Annotated in this window: 22 protein-coding genes and 1 tRNA gene; 5 read left to right on the top strand and 18 right to left on the bottom strand. The window is 69.4% G+C overall.

What is annotated here, in order from left to right; translation table 11 throughout:
• Window positions 1-10 precede the first annotated feature (10 nt).
• Window positions 11-385 (bottom strand): YlbF/YmcA family competence regulator, encoded by a 375-nt coding sequence (locus EAO78_RS06255; RefSeq protein WP_122104987.1) that lies wholly within the window; start codon window positions 383-385, stop codon window positions 11-13.
• A 144-nt stretch (window positions 386-529) separates the two neighbouring features.
• Here EAO78_RS06255 and EAO78_RS06250 point away from each other — a divergent pair, with 144 nt between their 5' ends.
• Together EAO78_RS06250 and EAO78_RS06245 are read left to right on the top strand one after the other, a co-directional pair.
• A complete protein-coding gene (locus tag EAO78_RS06250) occupies window positions 530-1,342 on the top strand; it encodes an endonuclease III domain-containing protein (RefSeq protein ID WP_122104986.1) in 813 nt (270 codons plus the stop codon).
• A 105-nt stretch (window positions 1,343-1,447) separates the two neighbouring features.
• A complete protein-coding gene (locus EAO78_RS06245; protein WP_122104985.1) occupies window positions 1,448-2,029 on the top strand; it encodes a transporter in 582 nt (193 codons plus the stop codon).
• Window positions 2,030-2,085: 56 nt separating this feature from the next.
• Here the strand turns inward: EAO78_RS06245 and EAO78_RS06240 are convergent, their stop codons facing one another.
• Both EAO78_RS06240 and EAO78_RS06235 read right to left on the bottom strand, forming a co-directional pair.
• A complete protein-coding gene (locus EAO78_RS06240) occupies window positions 2,086-2,535 on the bottom strand; it encodes an RNA-binding domain-containing protein (RefSeq protein WP_122104984.1) in 450 nt (149 codons plus the stop codon).
• Window positions 2,532-3,137 carry an AAA family ATPase gene (locus EAO78_RS06235; protein WP_122104983.1) on the bottom strand — a complete coding sequence of 202 codons (606 nt, stop codon included), beginning with the start codon at window positions 3,135-3,137 and terminating at the stop codon, window positions 2,532-2,534. Before EAO78_RS06235 ends, EAO78_RS06240 begins: the two co-directional genes overlap by 4 nt.
• A gap of 112 nt (window positions 3,138-3,249) precedes the next feature.
• Here EAO78_RS06235 and EAO78_RS06230 point away from each other — a divergent pair.
• Window positions 3,250-3,324: transfer RNA gene (locus EAO78_RS06230), tRNA-Arg, on the top strand.
• Window positions 3,325-3,511: 187 nt separating this feature from the next.
• Window positions 3,512-4,216 (top strand): SDR family oxidoreductase, encoded by a 705-nt coding sequence (locus tag EAO78_RS06225; RefSeq protein ID WP_122104982.1) that lies wholly within the window; start codon window positions 3,512-3,514, stop codon window positions 4,214-4,216.
• 576 nt (window positions 4,217-4,792) lie between these two features.
• Here the strand turns inward: EAO78_RS06225 and moaA are convergent.
• From moaA to EAO78_RS06185, 8 genes are all read right to left on the bottom strand, one after another.
• Window positions 4,793-5,797, bottom strand: a complete 1,005-nt coding sequence (gene moaA, locus EAO78_RS06220) for a GTP 3',8-cyclase MoaA (protein ID WP_122104981.1) — start codon at window positions 5,795-5,797, stop codon at window positions 4,793-4,795.
• Between the two features lie 72 nt (window positions 5,798-5,869).
• Window positions 5,870-6,562: a thiaminase II gene (gene tenA, locus EAO78_RS06215; RefSeq protein WP_122104980.1), complete on the bottom strand. Its 693-nt coding sequence runs from the start codon at window positions 6,560-6,562 to the stop codon at window positions 5,870-5,872.
• A gap of 51 nt (window positions 6,563-6,613) precedes the next feature.
• On the bottom strand, window positions 6,614-7,396 hold the full coding sequence (locus tag EAO78_RS06210) for an MBL fold metallo-hydrolase (protein WP_122104979.1): 783 nt from the start codon (window positions 7,394-7,396) through the stop codon (window positions 6,614-6,616).
• 124 nt (window positions 7,397-7,520) lie between these two features.
• Window positions 7,521-7,946, bottom strand: a complete 426-nt coding sequence (locus EAO78_RS06205) for a universal stress protein (RefSeq protein WP_122104978.1) — start codon at window positions 7,944-7,946, stop codon at window positions 7,521-7,523.
• Window positions 7,947-8,028: 82 nt separating this feature from the next.
• Window positions 8,029-8,586 (bottom strand): diadenylate cyclase, encoded by a 558-nt coding sequence (locus EAO78_RS06200; RefSeq protein ID WP_122104977.1) that lies wholly within the window; start codon window positions 8,584-8,586, stop codon window positions 8,029-8,031.
• A gap of 122 nt (window positions 8,587-8,708) precedes the next feature.
• Window positions 8,709-9,587 (bottom strand): bisanhydrobacterioruberin hydratase, encoded by an 879-nt coding sequence (cruF, locus tag EAO78_RS06195; protein WP_122104976.1) that lies wholly within the window; start codon window positions 9,585-9,587, stop codon window positions 8,709-8,711.
• Window positions 9,584-10,468 carry a prenyltransferase gene (locus tag EAO78_RS06190; RefSeq protein ID WP_122104975.1) on the bottom strand — a complete coding sequence of 295 codons (885 nt, stop codon included), beginning with the start codon at window positions 10,466-10,468 and terminating at the stop codon, window positions 9,584-9,586. Before EAO78_RS06190 ends, cruF begins: the two co-directional genes overlap by 4 nt.
• A 4-nt stretch (window positions 10,469-10,472) precedes the next feature.
• Window positions 10,473-11,972 carry a phytoene desaturase family protein gene (locus EAO78_RS06185; protein WP_122104974.1) on the bottom strand — a complete coding sequence of 500 codons (1,500 nt, stop codon included), beginning with the start codon at window positions 11,970-11,972 and terminating at the stop codon, window positions 10,473-10,475.
• Window positions 11,973-12,060: 88 nt separating this feature from the next.
• Here EAO78_RS06185 and EAO78_RS06180 point away from each other — a divergent pair, with 88 nt between their 5' ends.
• Window positions 12,061-12,819: an SDR family NAD(P)-dependent oxidoreductase gene (locus EAO78_RS06180; protein ID WP_122104973.1), complete on the top strand. Its 759-nt coding sequence runs from the start codon at window positions 12,061-12,063 to the stop codon at window positions 12,817-12,819.
• A gap of 39 nt (window positions 12,820-12,858) precedes the next feature.
• Here EAO78_RS06180 and thiE read toward each other — a convergent pair whose 3' ends face one another.
• From thiE to fen, 7 genes are all read right to left on the bottom strand, one after another.
• Window positions 12,859-13,536 carry a thiamine phosphate synthase gene (thiE, locus tag EAO78_RS06175; RefSeq protein WP_122104972.1) on the bottom strand — a complete coding sequence of 226 codons (678 nt, stop codon included), beginning with the start codon at window positions 13,534-13,536 and terminating at the stop codon, window positions 12,859-12,861.
• Window positions 13,537-13,639: 103 nt separating this feature from the next.
• Complete coding sequence (locus EAO78_RS06170; RefSeq protein ID WP_122104971.1) at window positions 13,640-14,500, bottom strand: mechanosensitive ion channel family protein; 861 nt, start codon at window positions 14,498-14,500, stop codon at window positions 13,640-13,642.
• Window positions 14,501-14,609: 109 nt separating this feature from the next.
• Window positions 14,610-15,782, bottom strand: coding sequence for a 7,8-didemethyl-8-hydroxy-5-deazariboflavin synthase subunit CofG (gene cofG / locus EAO78_RS06165; protein WP_122105101.1), 1,173 nt, complete (start codon window positions 15,780-15,782; stop codon window positions 14,610-14,612).
• Window positions 15,783-15,874: 92 nt separating this feature from the next.
• Entirely contained in the window at window positions 15,875-16,594 is a 720-nt protein-coding gene (cofC, locus tag EAO78_RS06160) for a 2-phospho-L-lactate guanylyltransferase (RefSeq protein ID WP_122104970.1), read from the bottom strand.
• An 11-nt stretch (window positions 16,595-16,605) separates the two neighbouring features.
• Window positions 16,606-17,784 (bottom strand): tubulin/FtsZ family protein, encoded by a 1,179-nt coding sequence (locus tag EAO78_RS06155; protein ID WP_203227840.1) that lies wholly within the window; start codon window positions 17,782-17,784, stop codon window positions 16,606-16,608.
• Between the two features lie 178 nt (window positions 17,785-17,962).
• On the bottom strand, window positions 17,963-18,859 hold the full coding sequence (locus EAO78_RS06150) for a complex I NDUFA9 subunit family protein (RefSeq protein WP_122104968.1): 897 nt from the start codon (window positions 18,857-18,859) through the stop codon (window positions 17,963-17,965).
• Window positions 18,860-19,027: 168 nt separating this feature from the next.
• Window positions 19,028-20,005: a flap endonuclease-1 gene (gene fen, locus EAO78_RS06145; protein ID WP_122104967.1), complete on the bottom strand. Its 978-nt coding sequence runs from the start codon at window positions 20,003-20,005 to the stop codon at window positions 19,028-19,030.
• Window positions 20,006-20,017 lie beyond the last annotated feature (12 nt).

The following is a 20,017-nucleotide window of genomic DNA, read 5'->3' as shown; positions in this document are numbered from 1 at the left end:
GGCCGGGAGGCTAGTCCTGACAGCAGCCGCCGGCCTCGCCGCCGAAGTCGACGGCGAGCGGCTCCGAGATCGCCTCGTTGACCGACTCGAGCCGGTCGGAGAGGTCGTCCTGTGCGTCGAGGAACTCGCTCATCGCGGGCATCGAGTGGAGCTCCTCCTGGGTGTTCTGGACGCGGTGGAGGTCGGACTGCGTCGCGTCACCGGTCTGGCGCGCCTGCATGAACTCGGCGCGGATCCGCTCGAACTCGTCGATCCGTTCCTGGACGTCCTCGTCGTGCTGGACCGCCTCGCGTGCCTCCTCGAAGCGCTCGTACTCGGGGGTCGCCGCGATCCGCTCGCCGAGTTCTCGTCCGAGCTCCTCGATGGGGGCCTGTTCGACGCTCATGGTTTCCGTTACGGGGCGATCGGTTTCAACCTGCCGGAGGGGCGGATCGCGAGCCGGATCCTGAATCGGAGCCCGGGACGGATCCCGGATCTCCGGTCCGGCACGGACGCGAGCCTTTTGCCCGATCACGCACAACCGACGACCATGCCCGACGAACCGGTCGAGAACATCAGCGGCGGCCCGGGCGGCGGGGGCGAGATAGACGAGTTCGAGCCCGGCGACGGCGACTCCCGTGCCGAGGCCGTCGTCGACGAACTCGGCGAGCTGTACTGGCGGAAGGCGTACGGCGGCCGTGACGGGTTCGAGTGTCTCGTCCGGACGATCCTCTCACAGAATACGTCCGACAAGGCGAGCCAGCCCGCACACGACTCGCTGATGGAACGGTACGGTCCCGCCGAGCGGCTGGCCGGGACGCTCGCGGACGCCGACCGGGACGAGCTCGCCGAGACGATCGCGTCCGCCGGACTGTACAACCGGAAGTCGACGGTCATCGGGGAGGCGGCCGCGTGGGTGCTCCGGGAGTTCGACTCCACCGGATCGTTCGACCGGTTCGTCGCCGAGGGTGACCCGGGCGAGGTGCGTGAGACGCTGCTGTCCGTCGACGGGGTCGGCCCGAAGACGGCCGACTGCGTCCTGCTCTTCGCGGGCGGCCGCGGCGGCGTCTTTCCCGTCGACACTCACGTTCACCGGATCGCCCGACGGATGGGGTTGGCCCCGCCCGACGCCGACCACGAGGCGGTCCGCGAGGCCATCGAGGCCGAGGTGCCACCGGAGAAGTGTGGCTTCGGACACACCGCGATGATCCAGTTCGGCCGGGAGTACTGCTCCGCGCGCGATCCCGCCTGTCTCGACGACCCGGAGGCGTGTCCGCTGTACGACCTGTGCGACCGGGTGGGCGTCGACGAGTTCGGCGGCTCCGTCGTCGACCCCTCGGAGACGGTGGCGACCGGCGACTGACCTCGCTCGTCGACGACGCCGACCCCGGTCGCCGACGTCACTGATCCCGGTCATCGACGCCGTCGGTCCACCAAGCACTTACCGCGTCCGCGACGACTCGCGACCATGTCCACCACCGAGCGTTCGGATACGATGCGGCGTCTCCTCGTCGGTGCGGCGAGCGGACTCGCGGCGTACGTCCTCGGCTACCTGGTCGTGTACGCGACCCAGCGGGGCCGCGTCGGCGAGCAGCTCCGGGGTTTCAACGTCTTCGCCGACCTCTTCGGCGGCGACCCGATCCCTGCGTGGAAGGCGGTCGGGTGGGTGTTCTACAACGCACACCTCGTCGCCACGGAGGTGCCGGCCCCGCTCGGCGGAACCCGAGTGGTGAACTTCGTCGCCGAGGCGGACGCCGGGTCGCTGACGGCGATGTACCTCGTTCCGCCGGTTCTCCTGCTCGCCGCCGGCCTCCTCGCGGGGCGGCTCGCGTCGACCGCTGAGCCGACCGAGGGCGCTCTCGCCGGGAGCCTCGTCGCCGTCGGGTACCTGCCGCTCGCGCTGTTCGGGGTCGTCGTCTTCGGTTACTCGATCGGCGACGGGACGATCGCCCCGATCCTCCCGACGGCCGGCCTGCTCGCGGGAATCGTCTACCCCGCCGGCTTCGGCGCGCTCGGCGGCGCGGCCGCGACGTTTCTCACGGACGAATAGAGGAAGGGGGAACCGAGAACCGGATCGGGCGTGAGTCTGTGGGCGTCGCCGGTGCGTCAGTACCCGTTCTCGGGATCGAACCGGTCGCCGTACTCTCGAACCGGGTCGACGGGCCGCCCCTCGTCGGTCTCGGGTGCGACGTAGTCGATGAACGACTCGACGTCCGGCTCGCGAACGCGAACGTCGACGTCGATGTCGCCGAGCTCGTCCGGATCGCCCACCGCGAAGTTGACGACGCCCTCGAAGGCCGCCTGCTTCTTCAAAGCGAACGAAAAGCCGTCGTCGGTCGAGTTTCGCAGGAACACCCGCCGCGCGGTGTCGAGGATCTCCTGTTCGTGGAGCACGTCGGAGAACGCGTCGAGGGTGTGTGCCTCCGCGACGAGGCGGCCGTCCTCGTGGACCGGATCGGCGTCGGGGAACACGTTCCGGACCGCGTCGGCGACCCGGTCCGTCACCTCGGTGTCGTTGACCGGCGCGACGATCCGGACGTCGACGCTGTATATCACGGGCTCTCTCCCCCTTGTGCGTCGGCAGGTCCGGTTGTGTGGAGGTCGCTCTCGGCCGCAACGCCGAGTACCTCGCGGACCCGCTCGCGGAACGCCTCGAGCGTCCCGGTGTTGTCGATCTCGACGTCGGCGCGCTCGAGGGTCTCGCCCAGCCCGAGGTCGATCTCGCGCTCGTCGCGCTCGCGGAGGGCCTCGAGGTCGGAGTCGGAGTCGTCGCGGCCGCGCTCGCCGAGCCGCTCGGCGCGAAGCTCGAAGGGGGCGTGGATCGCCACGAGCGTGAACTCGTCGCCGAAGGCCTCGCGGAAGGCCTCGAGTTCGACGGTGGAGCGGAGGCCGTCGACGAGGACCGTCTCCGCCTCGGCGTCGTCGGCTGCCTCGCGGATACGCGGGATCGTTCGGGCGGCGATGGCGTCGTCACCCTCCTCCTCGCGGAGGAGGCCGGCCATCCGTCCGTGGTGTTCGGCCGGATCGAGGCCCCGAGCGCGACACTCCTCGCGGATCACGTCGCCCATGACGACGACCGGGACGCCGGCCGCCTCGGCGACGTTCGCCGCCTCACCCTTGCCGCTTCCCGGGAGGCCGACGGTACCGATGACGTTCATTACCGGGGGCTACCGGTGTCGTGGACTTAGGCTTGCCGTTGGCGTCCGCACACGGGGCGCGGCGGCACGAACCACGACGGTTTTTACCCGCCCGCCCGGATGACCGATCCGAGGGCACGTAGCTCAGCCAGGATAGAGCGTCGGACTTCTAATCCGATGGTCGTGGGTTCGAATCCCATCGTGCTCGCTATCTGCGAGCGAAGCGAGCAGTAGCGATACAGGGATTCGAACTACGCGAGACGAGCGAAGCGAGTCTCGCCATCGAGTTCGAATCCCGTCGTGCTCGTCATCGGGAGGGATGAGGATCGGAGCGGCCGGTGTCTTCGAACCAGGTGCCCCGGTGGTATTATGTCCACCCTCCCGAGATCGCTCGTATGGACGACACTCGGGTCGCGATCGTGACGGCGGCGGGAAGCGGCATCGGGGAGGCCTGCGCTCGGCGACTGAGCGCCGACGGGTACGTGCCGGTGTTGCTGTCGCCGTCGGGCAGCGCGGTCGACGTCGCCAACGACCTCGGCGGCGACGGGTTCGAAGGGTCGGTGACCGATCCCGACGACCTCGCGGCGCTCGTCGAGACGACCCACGAGCGGTACGGCCGCGTCGACGCCGTGGTGAACAACACCGGGCATCCGCCCTCGGGCGACCTGATCGAGATCTCCGACGAGGAGTGGTACGAGGGAATGGACCTCGTGTTGATGAACACGATCCGGATGGCGCGGCTCGTCACGCCGATCATGGAGGAACGGGGAGGCGGGGCGATCGTCAACATCTCGACGTTCTCGGCGTTCGAGCCGTCGAGCGACTTCCCCGTGTCGTCGGTGCTGCGGGCCGCCCTCGGGAGCTACACCAAGCTCTACGCCGACCGATACGCGGCGGACGGGATCCGCATGAACACGGTCCAGCCCGGATTCGTCGACAGCTACGACGTCGACGAGGAGACGAGAGCGGAGATCCCGATGGGGCGGCCCGCACGGACCGAGGAGATCGCCGACGCGGTCGCGTACCTACTCTCGGACGAATCGAGCTACGTCACCGGCCAGAACCTCCGCGTCGACGGCGGGATCACGTCGTCGATGTAGGCTTACGTCGTCGATGTAGGAGAACGAGTACGGCTCACGGGTCGTCGGCTTCGTGAGTCCTCGGTCGAAACGCGTCGTTGCCGGCGCAGTGACCGTCTCTAAAGCCCCAGCCGCTCGTCCGTACGGAGTCGGAGACGTGATCACGGAGAACACATCCAAAGCCCCAGTCGCGAGGGCTCGGTGCGCTCGCTGTGGTCCTCGTCGCTCACTTCGTTCGCTCCTGCGGTCCTTGTCGTGGGAGACGGTCCGGCTCGCAGTGCTCGCCGGCTGCGACTCCCTGACTTTCGTTCACTTCGCTCACGAAAGCGTCGCGCGCCGTCGCCCTCGCGACTGCCCCTTTGAATCCCACCCGAACCACACCGCACCGCAACGGCTCCGCACCTCATGCCTCCCCAGCCTCGTCGGCCGCGTCCGTCGGGCTCCCTTCGGTCGCCCTCGTCGCGGCCGACTCCCTCGCGCGTGCTGGCTCGCGCCCTGTCGGACGCTCGCAGGCGCACGCCACCGCATCAGTCTCGCGGCGGAACCGATCCGTGGCGGAACCGATCCGTGGCGGAACCGATCTCTGTCGAAAAAGTCTCAGTCGGCCGTCGAGGGCGTCCCGAGGTACTTCTCGTTGAACTCGTACTCGCCCTCGTCGTTCTCGACCAGGTACTCGCCGTAGTAGGGGACCCGGTTCTCGACGACCGCCTCGAACGTCTCGGCGATCTCCTCGCGGCTCATCTCGCCCATTGACCGGAGGTCGTCGTTGCGGTTGAGACAGCCCTTCAGGTAGCCCTCGTGGGTGACGCGGACGCGGCCGCAGTTGGCACAGAACTCCTCGTTCTCGACGGGGTCGACGATCTCGACCATCCCGCCGCCCTCGCCGGACGCGTCCTCGCCGACGAAGTACCGCTTGCGGTCGTGCATCTCGCGGTGTTCGACCCGATCCGCCTCCTCGGCGAGCCAGTCGTGGACGCGCCCGATGTCGACGTTCCACTCGGGCTTGCCGGTGAGCTCCGGCATGTACTCGATGAGCTGGAGCTGGAGCCCCTCGTTTTCGGCGACGTGGTCGACCATCTCCTCGACGTAGCCCGCGGTGTGCGTGAACACCACCATGTTGAGCTTCACGGGGTCGAGCCCGGCGTCGACGGCGGCTCGGACGCCCTCGAGGACCTGCTCGTACGCGCCAGACTTCGTCACCTCGGCGAAGTCGTCGGGGTCGAGCGCGTCCTGTGAGACGTTGACGCGGTCGAGCCCCGCCGCCTTCAGGTCCTCGGCGCGCCCCGGGAGGAAGGTCCCGTTCGTCGTCATCGACACCTCCATCGAGTCGGGGGTGCGTTCGATGATCTCCTCCAAGTCCTGCCGGAGCATGGGCTCGCCGCCGGTGAACTTCACCGAGTCGACGCCGTACCCCTCGACGACCTCCAGAAAGCGGACCACGTCGTCGGCGCTCATCTCGTCCGGGCTCGGCTCCATCGGTCCGCGCGTGTCGCCGAGGCCCTCGTTGTGACAGTAGATACAGTCGAAGTTACACCGGTCGGTGAGCGAGATCCGCACGCCCGTCACCTCCCGTCCGAAATCGTCCGCGAGCGGCTCGGCCATACCGTGTGATACCCGCACGAACGTTTAAACATCCGGGTGGATACGGCCGGAACGTAACTTCGAGAAGTTACGTCAACCCCGTTCGGTTCCGGGAGCCGGCGACGCGCGTGCGCCCCACTCCTCGCCCGCGTACGCCATCTCCCAGAAGGCGAGTTCGAGCCGGGCGCTCGCCAGGAACGCCTCGCGCATCGCGTCCCGGTGGCCGGGATACGACGCCGCGTAGTCGTCGACGATCTCACGGAGCGAGGCGGTCTCCGCCCGGAACTCCGCTCCCGTGTACGTCTCGATGAACGGCGTGTACCGATGTTCCTCGTCGGCGAGTTCCGCCATGTAGTCGGCCACGTCGAGATATCCCCGCATACACGGGAACAACGCCGCGACCGTGACCGGAACCGGCCGGTCGTAGGCGGTTCGAACGAGGAAGCTCGTGTACGCCTCGCAGGTCGGCAGCTTCGTCGCCTCCTCGAGGCCGGTTTCACCGATCCCGTACTCGCTCGCGAACGACCGATGGAGGTCGAGCTCCTCGTTCAACACGGCGTCCGCGCCGCCGAGCAGCGTCGCCATCGCGGACTCCTCGCGGGCCTTCGCGCCCGCGACCGCGTACGTTCTGGCGTATTCGAAGAGGTACAGGTAGTCCTGTTCGAGCCACCGGCGGAACGCCGCGTCCGGGAGGTCGCCGGCGGCCAATTCGCGAACGAACGGATGGTCGAGCTGTGCCGCCCAGATCGTCGACCCCGCGTCAAGGAGGTCGTCCGTGAAGGCCATGGGACCGCCTCCCGCCGCGCGATTATAACTTTGTTGTATTATCGAGTAGTCTCACGGAATACGGACTCGGAGTCCGTCGGCGGCGACCCGAACGTCGCCGTCGAAGCCCGCTTCCCGGACGCTCGCCGCCATCTCCGCCTCGCGGCCGCCGGTGTGTGGATACAGGTGTGAGAGCAGCAGCGTCCCGACGTCGACGTCGGAGAGCGACTCCCCGAGCGACGTGGGCGTCGGATGGTTCGAGACGTCGGTTCCGTCGGGAAACGAGCAGTCGTGGACGAGCACGTCGCTGCCGTCCGCGAACCGGGCGAGCCCCGCGAACGCCTCGGAGTCGCCGGACAGCGTGAGCGGCCCCTCGGCGGGCTCGCCCTCGCGGCTCGGCGGCGAGAACCGATACGCCAGACCCGGCATCGAGTGACGCGTGTCGCGGCCGACGACGTCGAACCCGCCCGCGGTGAACGCCCGCCCCGCCGGGACCTCCCGGATCGCGACGTCGATCCGCCCGTCGAGGTAGTCGTGGACGTCGAACAGGCCGTCGACGAGCGCCTTGGTCCCGGTCGGGCCGACGACCTCCAGGTGCTCCTCACCGGCCAGCCACCGTGCCTTCACGAGTGGGAGCAGCGCGGCGACGTGGTCGAGGTGGTGATGCGTGAGCAGGACGGTCGAGACGCCCTCGTACCCGGTGTCGGTGTCGGCGAGCCGATGCAGCACGCCGCTTCCGCAGTCGACGAGCAGCGACCTGTCGGTATCGTCCCCGTGGTCCTCGAGGAGATACCCCGCCTGGACTCGTTCGGGGACCGGCATCGCGCTTCCGCTGCCGAGGACGGTGAGTTCCATGCGGGACCCTGTCCGGCTGCGTCCAAGTAAGTTGAGGACCGCCGACGCCGTCGGCCGTGAAACCGACGGCCGGCCGCCGACAGCCGTGAAACCGACGGCCACGCCGACCGCGCGTGCGACGGCGCTACTTGATCAGGAACACGGGCACCGTCGCGTCGTCGGTGACGCGGTCGGAGACGCTCCCGAGCGACCGGATCCGTTCGCGCGGCGACTTCCCCTCCGGACTCATCACGATCACGTCGATCCCCTCCGCTTCCGCGTACGCGACGATCTCGGTATCGGGCGTGCCGTGGCGCACGTGAGTCTCGACGTCGAGGCCGGCTGCCTCGGCCCGCTCCGCGACGGAGGCGACGGCCGACTCTCCCTGTGATTCGAGGTCGCTGACGACCTCGTCGTGGAGATCGCCGGAACTCGCGTTCGCCACGCGACGGTCCACGACGTACAGCGCGTGGACGGTCGCGCCGTGGTCGCTCGCCAACGGGATCGCGTGATCGAGCGCTCGGTCGACCGCCTCGCTGCCGTCGGTCGGAATCAGCACGTCGTCGTACATGTGCGACCGTTCGCGCGGGACTGGGATAAGAATGGGGTCGGATCCCCATCGGACGGGGTCCCGTACGGGCTCCCGCGGGAGTTCACTCCGCGCGCCAGGAACCGCCGATCTCCGACCGCGTCGACGAGTTCGCCTCGCCGCCCCGGAAGACGCTCACGCGACCCGTCTCCTCGCTCAGGGTGACCGTGGCGACGACCTCGGGTCGGACCGACGTCTCGAGCGCGCTCATGTGTCGCGAGCCCATCCACGGCTCGTAGGCGACGTCGTCGGTGAGGTCGGCCTCGTCGCTCCCGGTCCCGAGGTCACGGAACCGGACCATCTGCGACTCGATCTCGCCGTCGACCGCGACGACGACGCCGCCGTCCCCCTCGAGGGCCACCGCCTCCGTCGTCTCGACGAACGCCTCCTCGTCGAAGACGGACCGACAGCGGTCCCGCGGCCATCGGTTGTCGCCCATGGGGTCCGCGTACGACCCGTACTCGCGGTCTGCGACGACCGCGAAGTACAGTCCCGGCCCCTTCACGTGCGACTCCTCCCAGCCGTCGAAATCGAGGCTCACGTGTTCCGCACAGAAGCGCAGGCGGTCGATCAGTTCCCGAACGCGCTCGTGGGACCCGTACTCGATCGCGAGGCTACTCATCTCCCCCCCGTTCGCGACCCGCCTCGTCGGCGACGCTCGTCTCCATACCCGAACGACGGGCGCCCCGTATATAAGGGGTTTCGAGTCGGACCCGCGGTCGGCCGCACTCACTTCCCGGCGGACTACGGACGCAGGAGGCCGGCGTCGAACCGATCGGTCCCGAGGAGTCCGAGTCCGAACGCGAGCGCGACGAGCGCGGGGAGGGAGTTCCCGAACCAGACGTTGATCCCGCCCCAGAGGATCACGAAACTCACCATGTCGTCGAGCATGAACTCGCACGTCGCCAGCCGCTCGCGGACCGCGTCCGTGTCGAACGCCCGATCCAGCGTGACCACCGCGACGACCGCCGACAACACCCACCCCGCGTAGTTCGACAACGGGACCCCGTAGAACGCGCCGCCGCCGAACGTCCAGAAGCCGACGGCGACCGCGCCGGGATCCAACACCACGTCCATCGCGACCACGGTCGCGCTCACGGCGAGCAGTCGGGTCCACCCGTTCGAGGCCCGTCCGCCGAGGAGCAGCAGGCAGAGCAGATAGGCGTTGACCACGAGCGGGATGAAGAACACCGGGAGCGCGAGCGGCACCCCGCCGAGCATCGGGCCGAGGTCGATCGCGTACTCGAAGCTGCCGTACGGCCAGCCGGTCCGAACGCCGACGCTCTCGATGAGGTAGGTGTACGAGACGAGGACGGCCAGCCAGCCTGCGGCTCGGCGGTCGAGGAGCGGGAGGACCCCGGCCACGAGCGGGGACCGCATCACGCACACGCCGAACAGCACGAACCAGGGATGAAAGGCGAACGGCTCGGGGACCCATCCCTCGGCGCTCCCGACGAGCGTGACCGCGCCGATCGCCGGGAAGAGCACGGCGATCGTGAAGCGGTTCTCGCGGACGAGCCCGTCGACGAGGGCCTCGACGCCCTCGCGGGTGTTCGGGAGGCGGTCGCGGAAGCTCCCCTGACGGGATCCGGCGGACGTCGTCGACGGGCCGTCGTCGCTCATCCGAGGGCCTCCCAGACGGGATAGACCCGCCAGAGCCCGCCCATCGCGAGCAGGGTTCCGACGACGGTGTTGAGCGCGGGGAACCACCAGTAGGCGCGGTCGACGTCGACCGACGAGGTCGCGACCCACGTCACGAAGACGGGGTAGACGCCGAGCAGCGTGCCGAGCCGAACGTCGACCGCGGCGAACGCGACCGCGGCGACGACCCAGCAGGCGAGACAGTACGCGTAGGTCCGCGGCTCTCCGAGCAGCGTGGCGGTCGTCCGGATCCCCGCCTCGCGGTCGGGCTCGATGTCCGGGATCGCGGAGAACGTGTGCATCCCCATCGTCCACAGCCACGCGCCCGCAAGCGCGGCGAGCGGCGGGCTCGACCCCGCGACCGTGGCGTACGCGGCGGCCCCGGGGAGGACGTAGAGCCCGTTCGAGGCCGAGTCCGCGAACGGGATCGTCTTGAACCGCAGGGGCGGCGCGCTGTACCCCGCGGCGAGGACGAAGAACCCCGCGAGGTACGGCCACGCGACCCGCGGCGTGAGCGCGAACGTTCCGACTCCGAGGGCGGCGGCGACGACCACCGCCAGCAGGGCGATCCGGTTTCCCCGCCACCGTGCCTCCCGGTCGTCCTTCTTGGGGTTGTGTTCGTCGACGTCCGCGTCGAAGACGTCGTTGACGCCGTAGAGGAAGACGTTCGCCGGAACGAGGAAGTAGCCCGCGAGCGCGACCGTCGTCGGGGTGAACAGCCCGCCGAGGTCGTCGATCCCGTAGGTGACGCCGACCGCGACGGGGCCGGCGAGGTAGAGCCAGAAGCGCGGCCGCGAGAGCACGACCAGGTAGCGGAGGTGGTCGGCGGCGGACCGCTCCTCCTCGCTGTGGGGTCCGGTCACGGCCTCAGATCGTGTCCGCGACCCGTTCCGCGGTCAGTCCCCCGCTTATCAGACACATCGGGACGCCGATCCCGGGCGTCGTGGTCGCGCCGGTGAAGTAGAGCCCGTCGACCGCCGACGAGCGGTGTGGCGGCCGGAACAGCGACGTCTGTCGGAGCGTGTGTGCGAGCCCGAGCGCGCTCCCGTCGTAGCTGTTGTACCGGTCCGCGAAGTCCGCGACGCAGAACGTCTCCTCGAAGACGATCCGGTCGCGAAGCTCCGTGCCGGTGTTCTCGGCGATGTCGTCGAGCACGAGGTCGCGGTACTCGGCGCGCAGCTCCGGCGTGTCCTCCAGGCCCGGGGCGATGGGAACGAGCGCGAAGAGGTTGCTGTGACCTTCGGGGGCGACCGTCTCGTCCGTCTCCGAGGGGACACAGAGGTAGTAGGCGGGGTCGTCCGGCCAGGCCGGATCGTCGAAGATCTGCGCGAAGTGCTCCTCCCACCGCGTCGGCAACACCAGGGTGTGGTGGGCCAGCTCCTCGACGTCGCCCTCGACGCCGAGATACAGGAGGAACGCCGAGGGCGCGTACGTCCGCGACTCCCAGTACTCCTCGGTGTACTGGCGCTTCCGTTCGGGCAACAGCTCCCGTTCGGTGTGGGCGTAGTCCGCGTTCGAGACGACGACGTCCGCGAGGTAGCGGTCGCCGCCGGCGGTGTCGACCGCGAACGCGCCGTATCTCCCCTCGATACCCGTCACCTCCGCGTCGGTGACGAACTCGACGCCGAGCTCCTCGGCGAGCTCGACGATCCCGTCGACGACCGCGCCGAGCCCGCCGTCGGGGTAGTAGACGCCCATGTTGAAGTCGACGTGGCTCATCAGGTTGTACAGCGCGGGCGTGTTGGTCGGCGACCCGCCGAGGAAGACCAGCGTGTACTGCATCAGCTGCTGGAGCTTGGGGTGATCGAAGTACCCCTCGACGTGGCCCTGCATCTTGCCGAGCAGCGAGAGCCCCCAGGAGTACCGGAGCACGTCGCGGTCGACGTAGTCGCGGAGGCGGGGGCGGTCCTCGTAGACGAAGTGTTCCATCCCGATCTCGTAGGTGCGTTCGGCCTCCTCGAGGTACGCGTCGAGCGCGTCGCCCGCGCCGGGCTCGTACGCCTCGAACAGCTCGCGGTTGTGCTCCATGTCGGGGAGCACGTCGACCCGGTCGCCGTCCTTCCAGAACACGCGGTAGTGCGGGTCGAGGTGCGTGAGCGTGTAGTACTCCTCCGGCGAGCGGTCGAAGTGCCCGAAGAAGCGCTCGAACACGTCGGGCATGAGGTACCACGACGGGCCCATGTCGAAGCGGAACCCGTCGGCCTCGAGGCGGCTCGCGCGCCCGCCGAGCTGCTCGTTCTTCTCGAGGAGGGTGACGTCCGCGCCGGCGTCGGCGAGGTAACAGGCCGTCGAGAGGCCGCCGAACCCGCCGCCGATCACGACGACGGACTCGCCGGCCACGGCGTCGATGTCGGGGGCCGCGTCCATATCCGATCCTTGGACGGGATCGGTATAAATACCACCACGACGGCCGCGGTGGGTACCACTAAGTCGTCGACGCCCGTATCGATCGCCGATGGATCAGACGGTCGCGATCACCGGAGCAACGAGCGGGATCGGGCGGGCGGTGGCGAGGGCGTTCGTCGAGGCCGGCGCGTTCGTCGCCGTCTCCGGTCGCGACGGGAGCGCCGTCGACCGGACCGTCGCGGAGCTGAACGGGGAGTCGACGGGCGAGGGCGAGGGTGCCGCCGCCGGCGAAGGAGACGACGCCGTGGACCCCGTGAAGTCCCCCGGAACCGCGTGGGGAGCCCGCGTCGACGTCCGCGACGAGTTCGACCTCGAGCGGTTCTTCGAGCGCGTCGCTCGCGAGGCCGGCCCCGTCGACGTCGTCCTCGCCAACGCGGCCGTCTTCCACGGAACCCCCGGCGACGTGCCGACCGACGGAGTGAGTTACCGGGCGTTCGATGACACCATGCGGACGAACGCGCGCGGCACGTTCGCCACGATACGCGAGGCGATCCCGCACCTCGCCGAGGACGCTCGGGTGATCGTCCCCTCCGGCTCCGTCGCCCACGAATCGAACGAAGGAATGGGCGCGTACGCGGTCTCGAAGGCGGCCGCGGAGGGGGTCGCCCGCGGCTTTGCGGCCGACGTCGACGCGACCGTCGGCGTCGTCGACCCCGGACTCGTCGCCACCGACCTCACGGGGATGGAGCGCGCCCGCGATCCGGAGAGCGTCGCCCCGCTCTTCGTCTGGGCGGCCACGGAGGCCCCCGCCGAGGACCTGAACGGCTCCCGGATCGGGCTCCGTGAGTGGAAGCAGGCGACGCGGTGACTCGGGAACGCGTAACCTCCGCTCCCTACGCTTCCCCTCCTACGATTCCCCCTCCTCCGCTCGCCGCTCGAGTCCCGACGTGACTGCCTCCCGGAGCGTCTCCGCCGCCGCACGCGGGTCCTCGGCGGCCGTGATCGCGGAGACGACCGCCACGCCGCTCGCGCCCGCCTCGACGACCGCGGCGGCGTTTCCGGCGTCGATGCCGCCGATCCCGACGGCGGGCACGTCGACCGCGTCGGCGACCGTCCCGACTCGCTCCGGACCGATCCCGTCACGGTCGCCGGAGACGTCCTTCGAGTCCGTCCCGTAGACGGCCCCGACGCCGAGGTAGTCCGCGCCGGCGTCGACCGCCTCCGTCGCCTCCGCGACCGACGACGCCGAGGCCCCGACGATCGCGTCGGAACCCAGACGGTCGCGGGCGACCCCGATCGGCAGGTCCGACTGGCCGAGGTGGACGCCGTCGGCGTCGACCGCCGCCGCGAGGTCGACCCGGTCGTTGACGATCAGGGGCACGCCCGCCTCCGCGGTCAGCTCGCGGAGTCGAAGCCCGAGGTGATATCGCCTCCGCGCGTCGGTCGCCTTCTCGCGGAGTTGGACGACGTCGACGCCGGCTGTGAGCGCGTCGGCGACGATCCGCGGCGTCTCCCTGCCCGCCGAGTACTCCGCCCCCGTCACGAGATACGTCCGCCACGACGACGGATCCGACGACGTATTCATGAGTAGTACGTTCCGGTGGTCGCAGTAAAACGGTTACGGGAGCCGGATCGGGAGAACGGGAAGCCGCGCGCAGGGAAGGAGAGAAGCGGGGACCGCGACGGTCCTACTCGTCGGCCGCGACGGACTCGATGACCTCGACGCTGCCGGTGAGCTGCCGGTGGACGTACGGGATGTCGATCCCGGCCTCGTCGAACGCCTCCTTCACCTCGGTGACGTACTCCGAGCGCACGCGGACGAAGTCGCCGCGGTCGGGGTCGGCGATCCACCAGCGGGACTGGAGCCCCACGTCGGAATCGCCGAGCTCGACGAGCCGAACCGACGGCGCGGGATCGTCGAGGATGTCCTCGTGTGCCTCCGCCTTCTCGACGATGATGTCGGTCGCCTGCGCGATGTCGTCATCGTAGCCGATGCCGAAGACGAACTTCTGGCGGAGGGTCTCGTAGGCGACCGGGTTCGTCACCGCGTTGTTCGCGAGATCGCCGTTCGGCACCGTGATCCGCTCGTTGTCGAAGGTCCGCACCCGCGAGACCCGCAGGTCGATGTCCTCGACGCGGCCCGCGTTGTCCTCCCACTCGATCCAGTCGCCGACCTCGAACGGCTTGTCCTTCAGGATGAAGATCCCGGCGACGAAGTTCCCGAGCAGGTCCTGGGCGGCGAACCCGACCGCCAGCGCGATCGCGCCGCCGAAGACGGCGAACGCCGAGAGGAACGCGCCGTACCCGGCGAGCGTGAACCCGATCGCGATCGCCGCGACCCAGACGACCGCGTTCGCGACGCTCGATCCGAGGCTCTTGACGGCCTCGTCCAACCCCCGGGACTCGATCGTCCGCTCCACGCCGGGCACGAAGAGGACCTTCCCGAGCAACAACACGCCGACGAAGCCGGCGACGAACTTGAACACGGTGAATAAGAACACCGCGACCGTCGCCGCGATCCCAGTCAACCCGAACTGTAGTGGTACCATCGTCCACCAGTTCGGAGTGATATTTAAAGAAGGTACTGGCAGCGCAGTTGTTTATTCCCGCTCGGTCGTTACGTTCGACACCGCGCTCGGTCGCCGCCCATCCCTCGCCTCAGTCGCCGTGTGCCGGCCGCGGGTCGAGCGGTCCCTCGCCGCGGGCGACGCCCCTCAGCCGCCGACCGTGTGCGTCGTCGTCGCGGATCCGGTCGCGGACCGCCGGCGGGAGCCATGTCTCGCGGTTTTGCGGCTCCACGGCCGAGTCCACGCCTGCGGGACGGAGGTCGGCCGGGAGGAACCGGGCGTAGGTGGGGAGTCGCTCGCGAAGGGGGATCCCGCCCGCGTCGGCGACCGATCGGAGGCCGTCGAGGTCGGGCCACGCGTACGCGGGGTTGACGTAGTCGTCGGTCACGGGCGAGACGCCCCCGAGGTCGTCTATCCCGCAGTCGACGAGCTCCGCCGCCGGCGAGAGGTTCGGCGGCACCTGAACCGACACCGCCGGCGGCAACGCGGCCCGCGCCATCGCGACGACCCGTCGCATCGTCTCGAGGTCGGGCTTCGCGAAGTCCGACCGCTCGTTCGGGACGACGTTCTGGACGATCACCTCCTGGACGTGGCCGTATCGCTCGTGGAGGTCGCGGATCGCGAGCAGGCTCTCCGCGCGGTCACGCCAGTCCTCGCCGATCCCGACGAGGATCCCGGTCGTGAACGGGACGCCCTGACGACCCGCCGCGCGGATCGTGTTCAGCCGCTGTCCGGGCGTCTTTCGTCGCCCTCCGCCGTGGGCGTCGACGTCGGCGGTCGTCTCCAGCATCACGCCCATCGAGGCGTTCACCTCGCGCAGGTCGCGAAACGCCGCCTCCGTGAGGTCGCCCGGGTTCGAGTGCGGGAGCAGTCCCTCCTCCAGGGCGATCTCACACGCCCGGTAGAGGTAGTCGTGGATCGAGTCGAACCCCCACTCGTCGAGCCGCTCGTGGATACGCGTGTACCGGTCGTCCGGCTCGTCGCCGAAGGTGAACAACGCCTCCGTACACCCCGCGTCCGCGCCGACCCGACACCGCTCTCTCACCTCCTCGGGCGAGAGCAGCGACGCCTCGCCCGGCACGTCGTAGTAGGTACAGTACGTACAGGTGTACCGGCAGGCGGTCGTCAGCGGCACGAAGACGTTCCGCGAGAAGGTGAGCCCCTCCGCCGTGTCGACGTCGGCGGGGGTCACGGAGAGCAGCCGCTCGACCGCCCGATCGTCGACGTCGATGTCGATCCCGTACTCCGCCGCGTCCGCGAACACGAGCCGTTCTCCGCGGTCGAGTTCAAAAAGCGTCGCGGTCGCGGATCCGCACCTGAGTTCGCCGGCGGCTCCGTAGAGGGAGGTCACCGCGCTCACTCGCGGACGACGCCGACGCGCCCGCCGTCGGCGACGAGGGTGAACCCGGCCTCCCGGAGCCACGTCGCGGCCGCGCCGTCCCCGTGGACCAGAAGCTCCGCGAGGTCCGCGCGCTCGTCGATGTCCGTCGCGAGCCGATGGGAGTCGACCGTCCGGACCGATGCACCGACCTCGGCCGCGATCCGACGGTGATCGAGGAAGGACGCCCCGTGGTAGTCGACGCGGAAGCGCGGATGGGAGACGACGAGGGCGTTGGTGCCGCCGCCACGGCCGGGGGCGATCGTCACGTCGGCCGGACCGGTCTCCGTACCACGACCATCCTGGTCGACCCCGCCGAACAGCCGCTCGAGCGCCTCGGGAGTCGCGAGCGCGAGATCGGCCATCACGACGGCGACCGCCTCGACCTCCTCGCCGGGTCGACGCTCCTCGAGGATCGCGTTCACCGCGTCGCTGAGCGGTCGATCGTCGACGGTGACCGGCGGATCGATCGGGAGGGTCGGGCGGGCGGTCGGGTCGATCCCGGCGCCCATCTCGAACTCGTCGATCGAACCGATCTCGTCGGTCGCGAGAACTCGCGGGGTCCCGCCGGCGTCGTCGATCGCCGCCAGCACGTCGGCGAGCATGGTCCGCGCGAACGCGGCCCGCTCGGAGGGAGAGAGGGCGTCGGCGAGCCGCGATTTCGGACGATGGGTGGAGAAAGGAACGAGGACCTCCATTCGACGGCCGCCTAGAACAGCGACTCGAGCTCGTCGCCGTCGTCGCTGACGAGGCTGTCGAGGTTCTCGTCGCTCTCCTCGCGGATCTCGTCGAGGTTGTCCTGTGCCTCGATGGCGACCTCCTGGAGCTCCTTGATCCGGGGGACGTTCGTGACGCCCGCCAGCAGGATCACGGTGGCGACGAAGCCCGCGCCGCGGTACGGATAGTCGCCGCCGCGGACCTCCATCGAGCCGGTCTGCTCCTCGAGCCACTTGCGGCCGCGCTCGATACCCTTCCGGTTGAGGTACTCCGGCGGTCCCGCGAGCACGAGCAGCGCCCGCTCCGCGCCCTCGATCTCACAGGGGAGCGTGAGTCGACCGAGCGCCGCCTTTCGGACGAGGCTCGTGATCCGGTTGGTGGTGTGTGCGCTGTCGAGTTCGTCGCCGCCGTCGTCGTTGCGGAGCCGCGAGAGCAGGCCACCGGAGCTTCGCTCCTCGACCTCCTCCTCGGCGTAGCCGACCGTGGAGACGCCGCCGCCGGAGAGCGTGTTGATGATCTCCGAGGAGTCGACGACGCTCTCGGCGACCTCCTGGCCCTGCTGGATCTCCCCCGCGCCGAACAGGATCCCGAAGCGTCGGACGATCTCCTCGTTGATCTCCTCGTAGCCGCCCTGGACGGACTCGCCCGTCTTCCGCCAGGCGTCGTTGTCGAACACCATCAGGTTGTCCACCTCGCGGACGAACGTCTGGAACGACCGGGCCGCGTTCAGGGTGTAGATTCCGCCCTCGTCGCTGCCCGGCAGCACGCCGAGCCCGTAGACGGGCTCCGTGTAGATCCGCTTGAGGTGTTTGGCCAGCACCGGCGCTCCCCCGGAGCCGGTGCCGCCGCCGAGTCCCGCCACGACGAGGAACGCGTCCACCTCGTGGACCGGGATCGAGTCGATCGCGCCCTGTACCTCGTCGATGTCCTCCTCGGCGATCTCCGCGCCGAGCTCGTTGTCCGCGCCGACCCCGTGGCCCTTCACCCTGGACTGGCCGATGAGTACGCGCTGTCCCTCCGGGATGTGTTCGAGTCCCATGAGGTCGGCCTTGGCCGTGTTCACCGCCGCGGCGGCGCGCACGATCTCCGAGCCGGTCCGTTTGTCGTACTCCAGGAACTTGTCGACGACTTTCCCACCCGCCTGTCCGAATCCGATCATTGCCAGTTTCATATTGAACTCCCTCCGCCTTTGAAACGACCAGAGTGGGATGTGGACCATAAGCCTTCGGATGGCGTTACCAGTCCTGAGATCCACACTCGGTCCGTCCCGGCGTTCGCCCCGATCGGGTCGGTCGATCTCCGCGATATCGGCACCGATCCGGCGTCCACGTTTCGGGCGCGATCCACGGTCACTCGACCCCCAGATACGCCCCGAGAGTCGTCATCTCCGACTCGTCGACGCCGAACGCGCCGGCGTCGTTGTCGGCGGTCGTGTTGTCGAACTTCAACGACCGGTACTGGTCTCCGCCCATCGGGAACCCGGGGACGACCCCGAGCACCGTGAGCCCGATCCGCGCCAGCGGCATCGGCAGCGGGACGATCCGCACGCCCTTGCGTTCGGCCTCGTAGACGAGGTTCGTCACCTCCCGCAGCGTCAGCGTCTCGGGACCCCCCACCTCGTAGACCTCGCCGACGTGTTCGTCGGACTCCAGGGCGGCCGCGAGCATCGGAACGAGGTCCTCGACGTGGATCGGCTGGAAGCGCGTCCTGCCGCCGCCGGGGAGCGGGTACAGGGGGACGCCCGGCGCGAACATCCCCTTGAGCCGCTTCGTGAAGGAGACGAACTCGCCGCCCTCGCCGAAGACGACCGAGGGCCGGAACACCGTCCAGTCGAGGTCGCTCCCGCGGACGATCTCCTCGGCCTGTCCCTTCGACCGGATGTAGGCGGTGTCGCCGTCGGGGTCGGCTCCGAGCGCGCTCATCTGAAGGAACCGATCGGTGCCGGCCTCCTCGGCCGCCCGGACGAGGTTCTCGGTCCCGCCGCGGTGGATCCGGTCGTGCATGACGTTGCCGCCCTTCGGCTCGAAGAGCGGCGAGAGCGCGACCAGGTTGACCACCGCGTCGTGACCCTCGACCGCGGGCGCGACGGAGTCGTACGCCGTGACGTCGCCGACGGCGGAGTCGACCCCCTCGGGCGTCTCCGCGGGCGACCGCGACATCGCGGTCACCTCGTGGTCGTCCTCGGCGAGCGCGCGACAGAGGTACGACCCGATGAAACCGGTTCCGCCGGCTACCAGGACCTTCATATCCCCATGATTGTCGAGGAACGAATGTAAACCTACCGCGGCGTCAGACGCGTGGATGACACATGTCAACGGGAACCATGATCGGCGGTGTGGCGGGTTCAGCGGCCGCCGGAGGCATGGCTCGAAGGACGGTCGTCGGAGGCGGTCACGGGGGCACGAGTCCCGACCTCACGTCCACCGATCGAGGCCGGTCTGGACCTGCGACTCCCGAATGCGCTCGAACCCGCGAGCGACCTCGTCGCCGTCGACGCCCCACTCGTCCACCACGTACGCCCGCGCGGCCTCGACGTCGGGTTCGATCGTCCCGTCGAAGTCGACGTCCGTGACCGGCGGGTCGAGGAAGAACTCCCGAACCGTCTCCGCGTTCGGGATCGACGCGTCGCGTGCCTCGAGGACGGCCCACAGGTCGCCGTGCTCGCGCACCGCCGACACCGCCGTCTTCGGCCCGATACCGCGAACGCCCTCGTTGAAGTCGGTGCCACACAGCATGGCGACGTCGACGAGTCCCTCGCGGTCGAGTTCGAGCGTCTCGAGGGTCGCCGCGAGGTCCATCAGCTCCGGGTCGCCCTTGCTCGTCAGCTGGCGGAGCGTCGTCGGCGCGCCGAAGAGCAGGGTGTCGTAGTCCTCGCTGCCCGCGTGGTCGACGCTCCCCGTCGCGGCCATGTGCGCACACTGTGCCTCCCCCTCCGCGGGGGCCTCCACGATCGGCACGTCGAGCAGGTCGAGGAGTTCGCGAGTCGTCTCCTGGATGGTGTCGGTGAGCCGCTGCGTCCGCGCGGAGAGACGAGCGGCCTCGACGGCGTCGCCGCGCTCGGCCGCGGCCGCCTGCCGCCTCTCGGCCCGTTCGCGTTTCTCCCTGCGCTCCGCCACCTCGTCGGCCTTCAGGTCGGTCACTTCGCCGTCGAACACCATCACGGGAGTCAGGTCGTGTTCGAAGAACTTCGGGAGGCCCTGGACGATCCCGAGCAGGTTGGCGACCTCGACCCCCTCGTCGGTCGTGTAGGCGTCGTCGTTCGTCCACTTCACCGTCGTCGTGAGGTACCGGTACAGCCAGTTGTGCGCGTCGACGGCGACGACGCTCCCCTCCAGCTCCTCGAAGGCGACCTCCCGTATCGACGCGAGGTCGCGCAGGTCCGCGTTTCCCATTACCCGTCCGAT

This window comes from Halobellus captivus (assembly GCF_003697845.1).
In the GTDB taxonomy this organism is placed as follows: Archaea; Halobacteriota; Halobacteria; order Halobacteriales; family Haloferacaceae; genus Halorubrum; species Halorubrum glutamatedens.
This window is presented reverse-complemented; position numbering and strand designations above follow the sequence as displayed.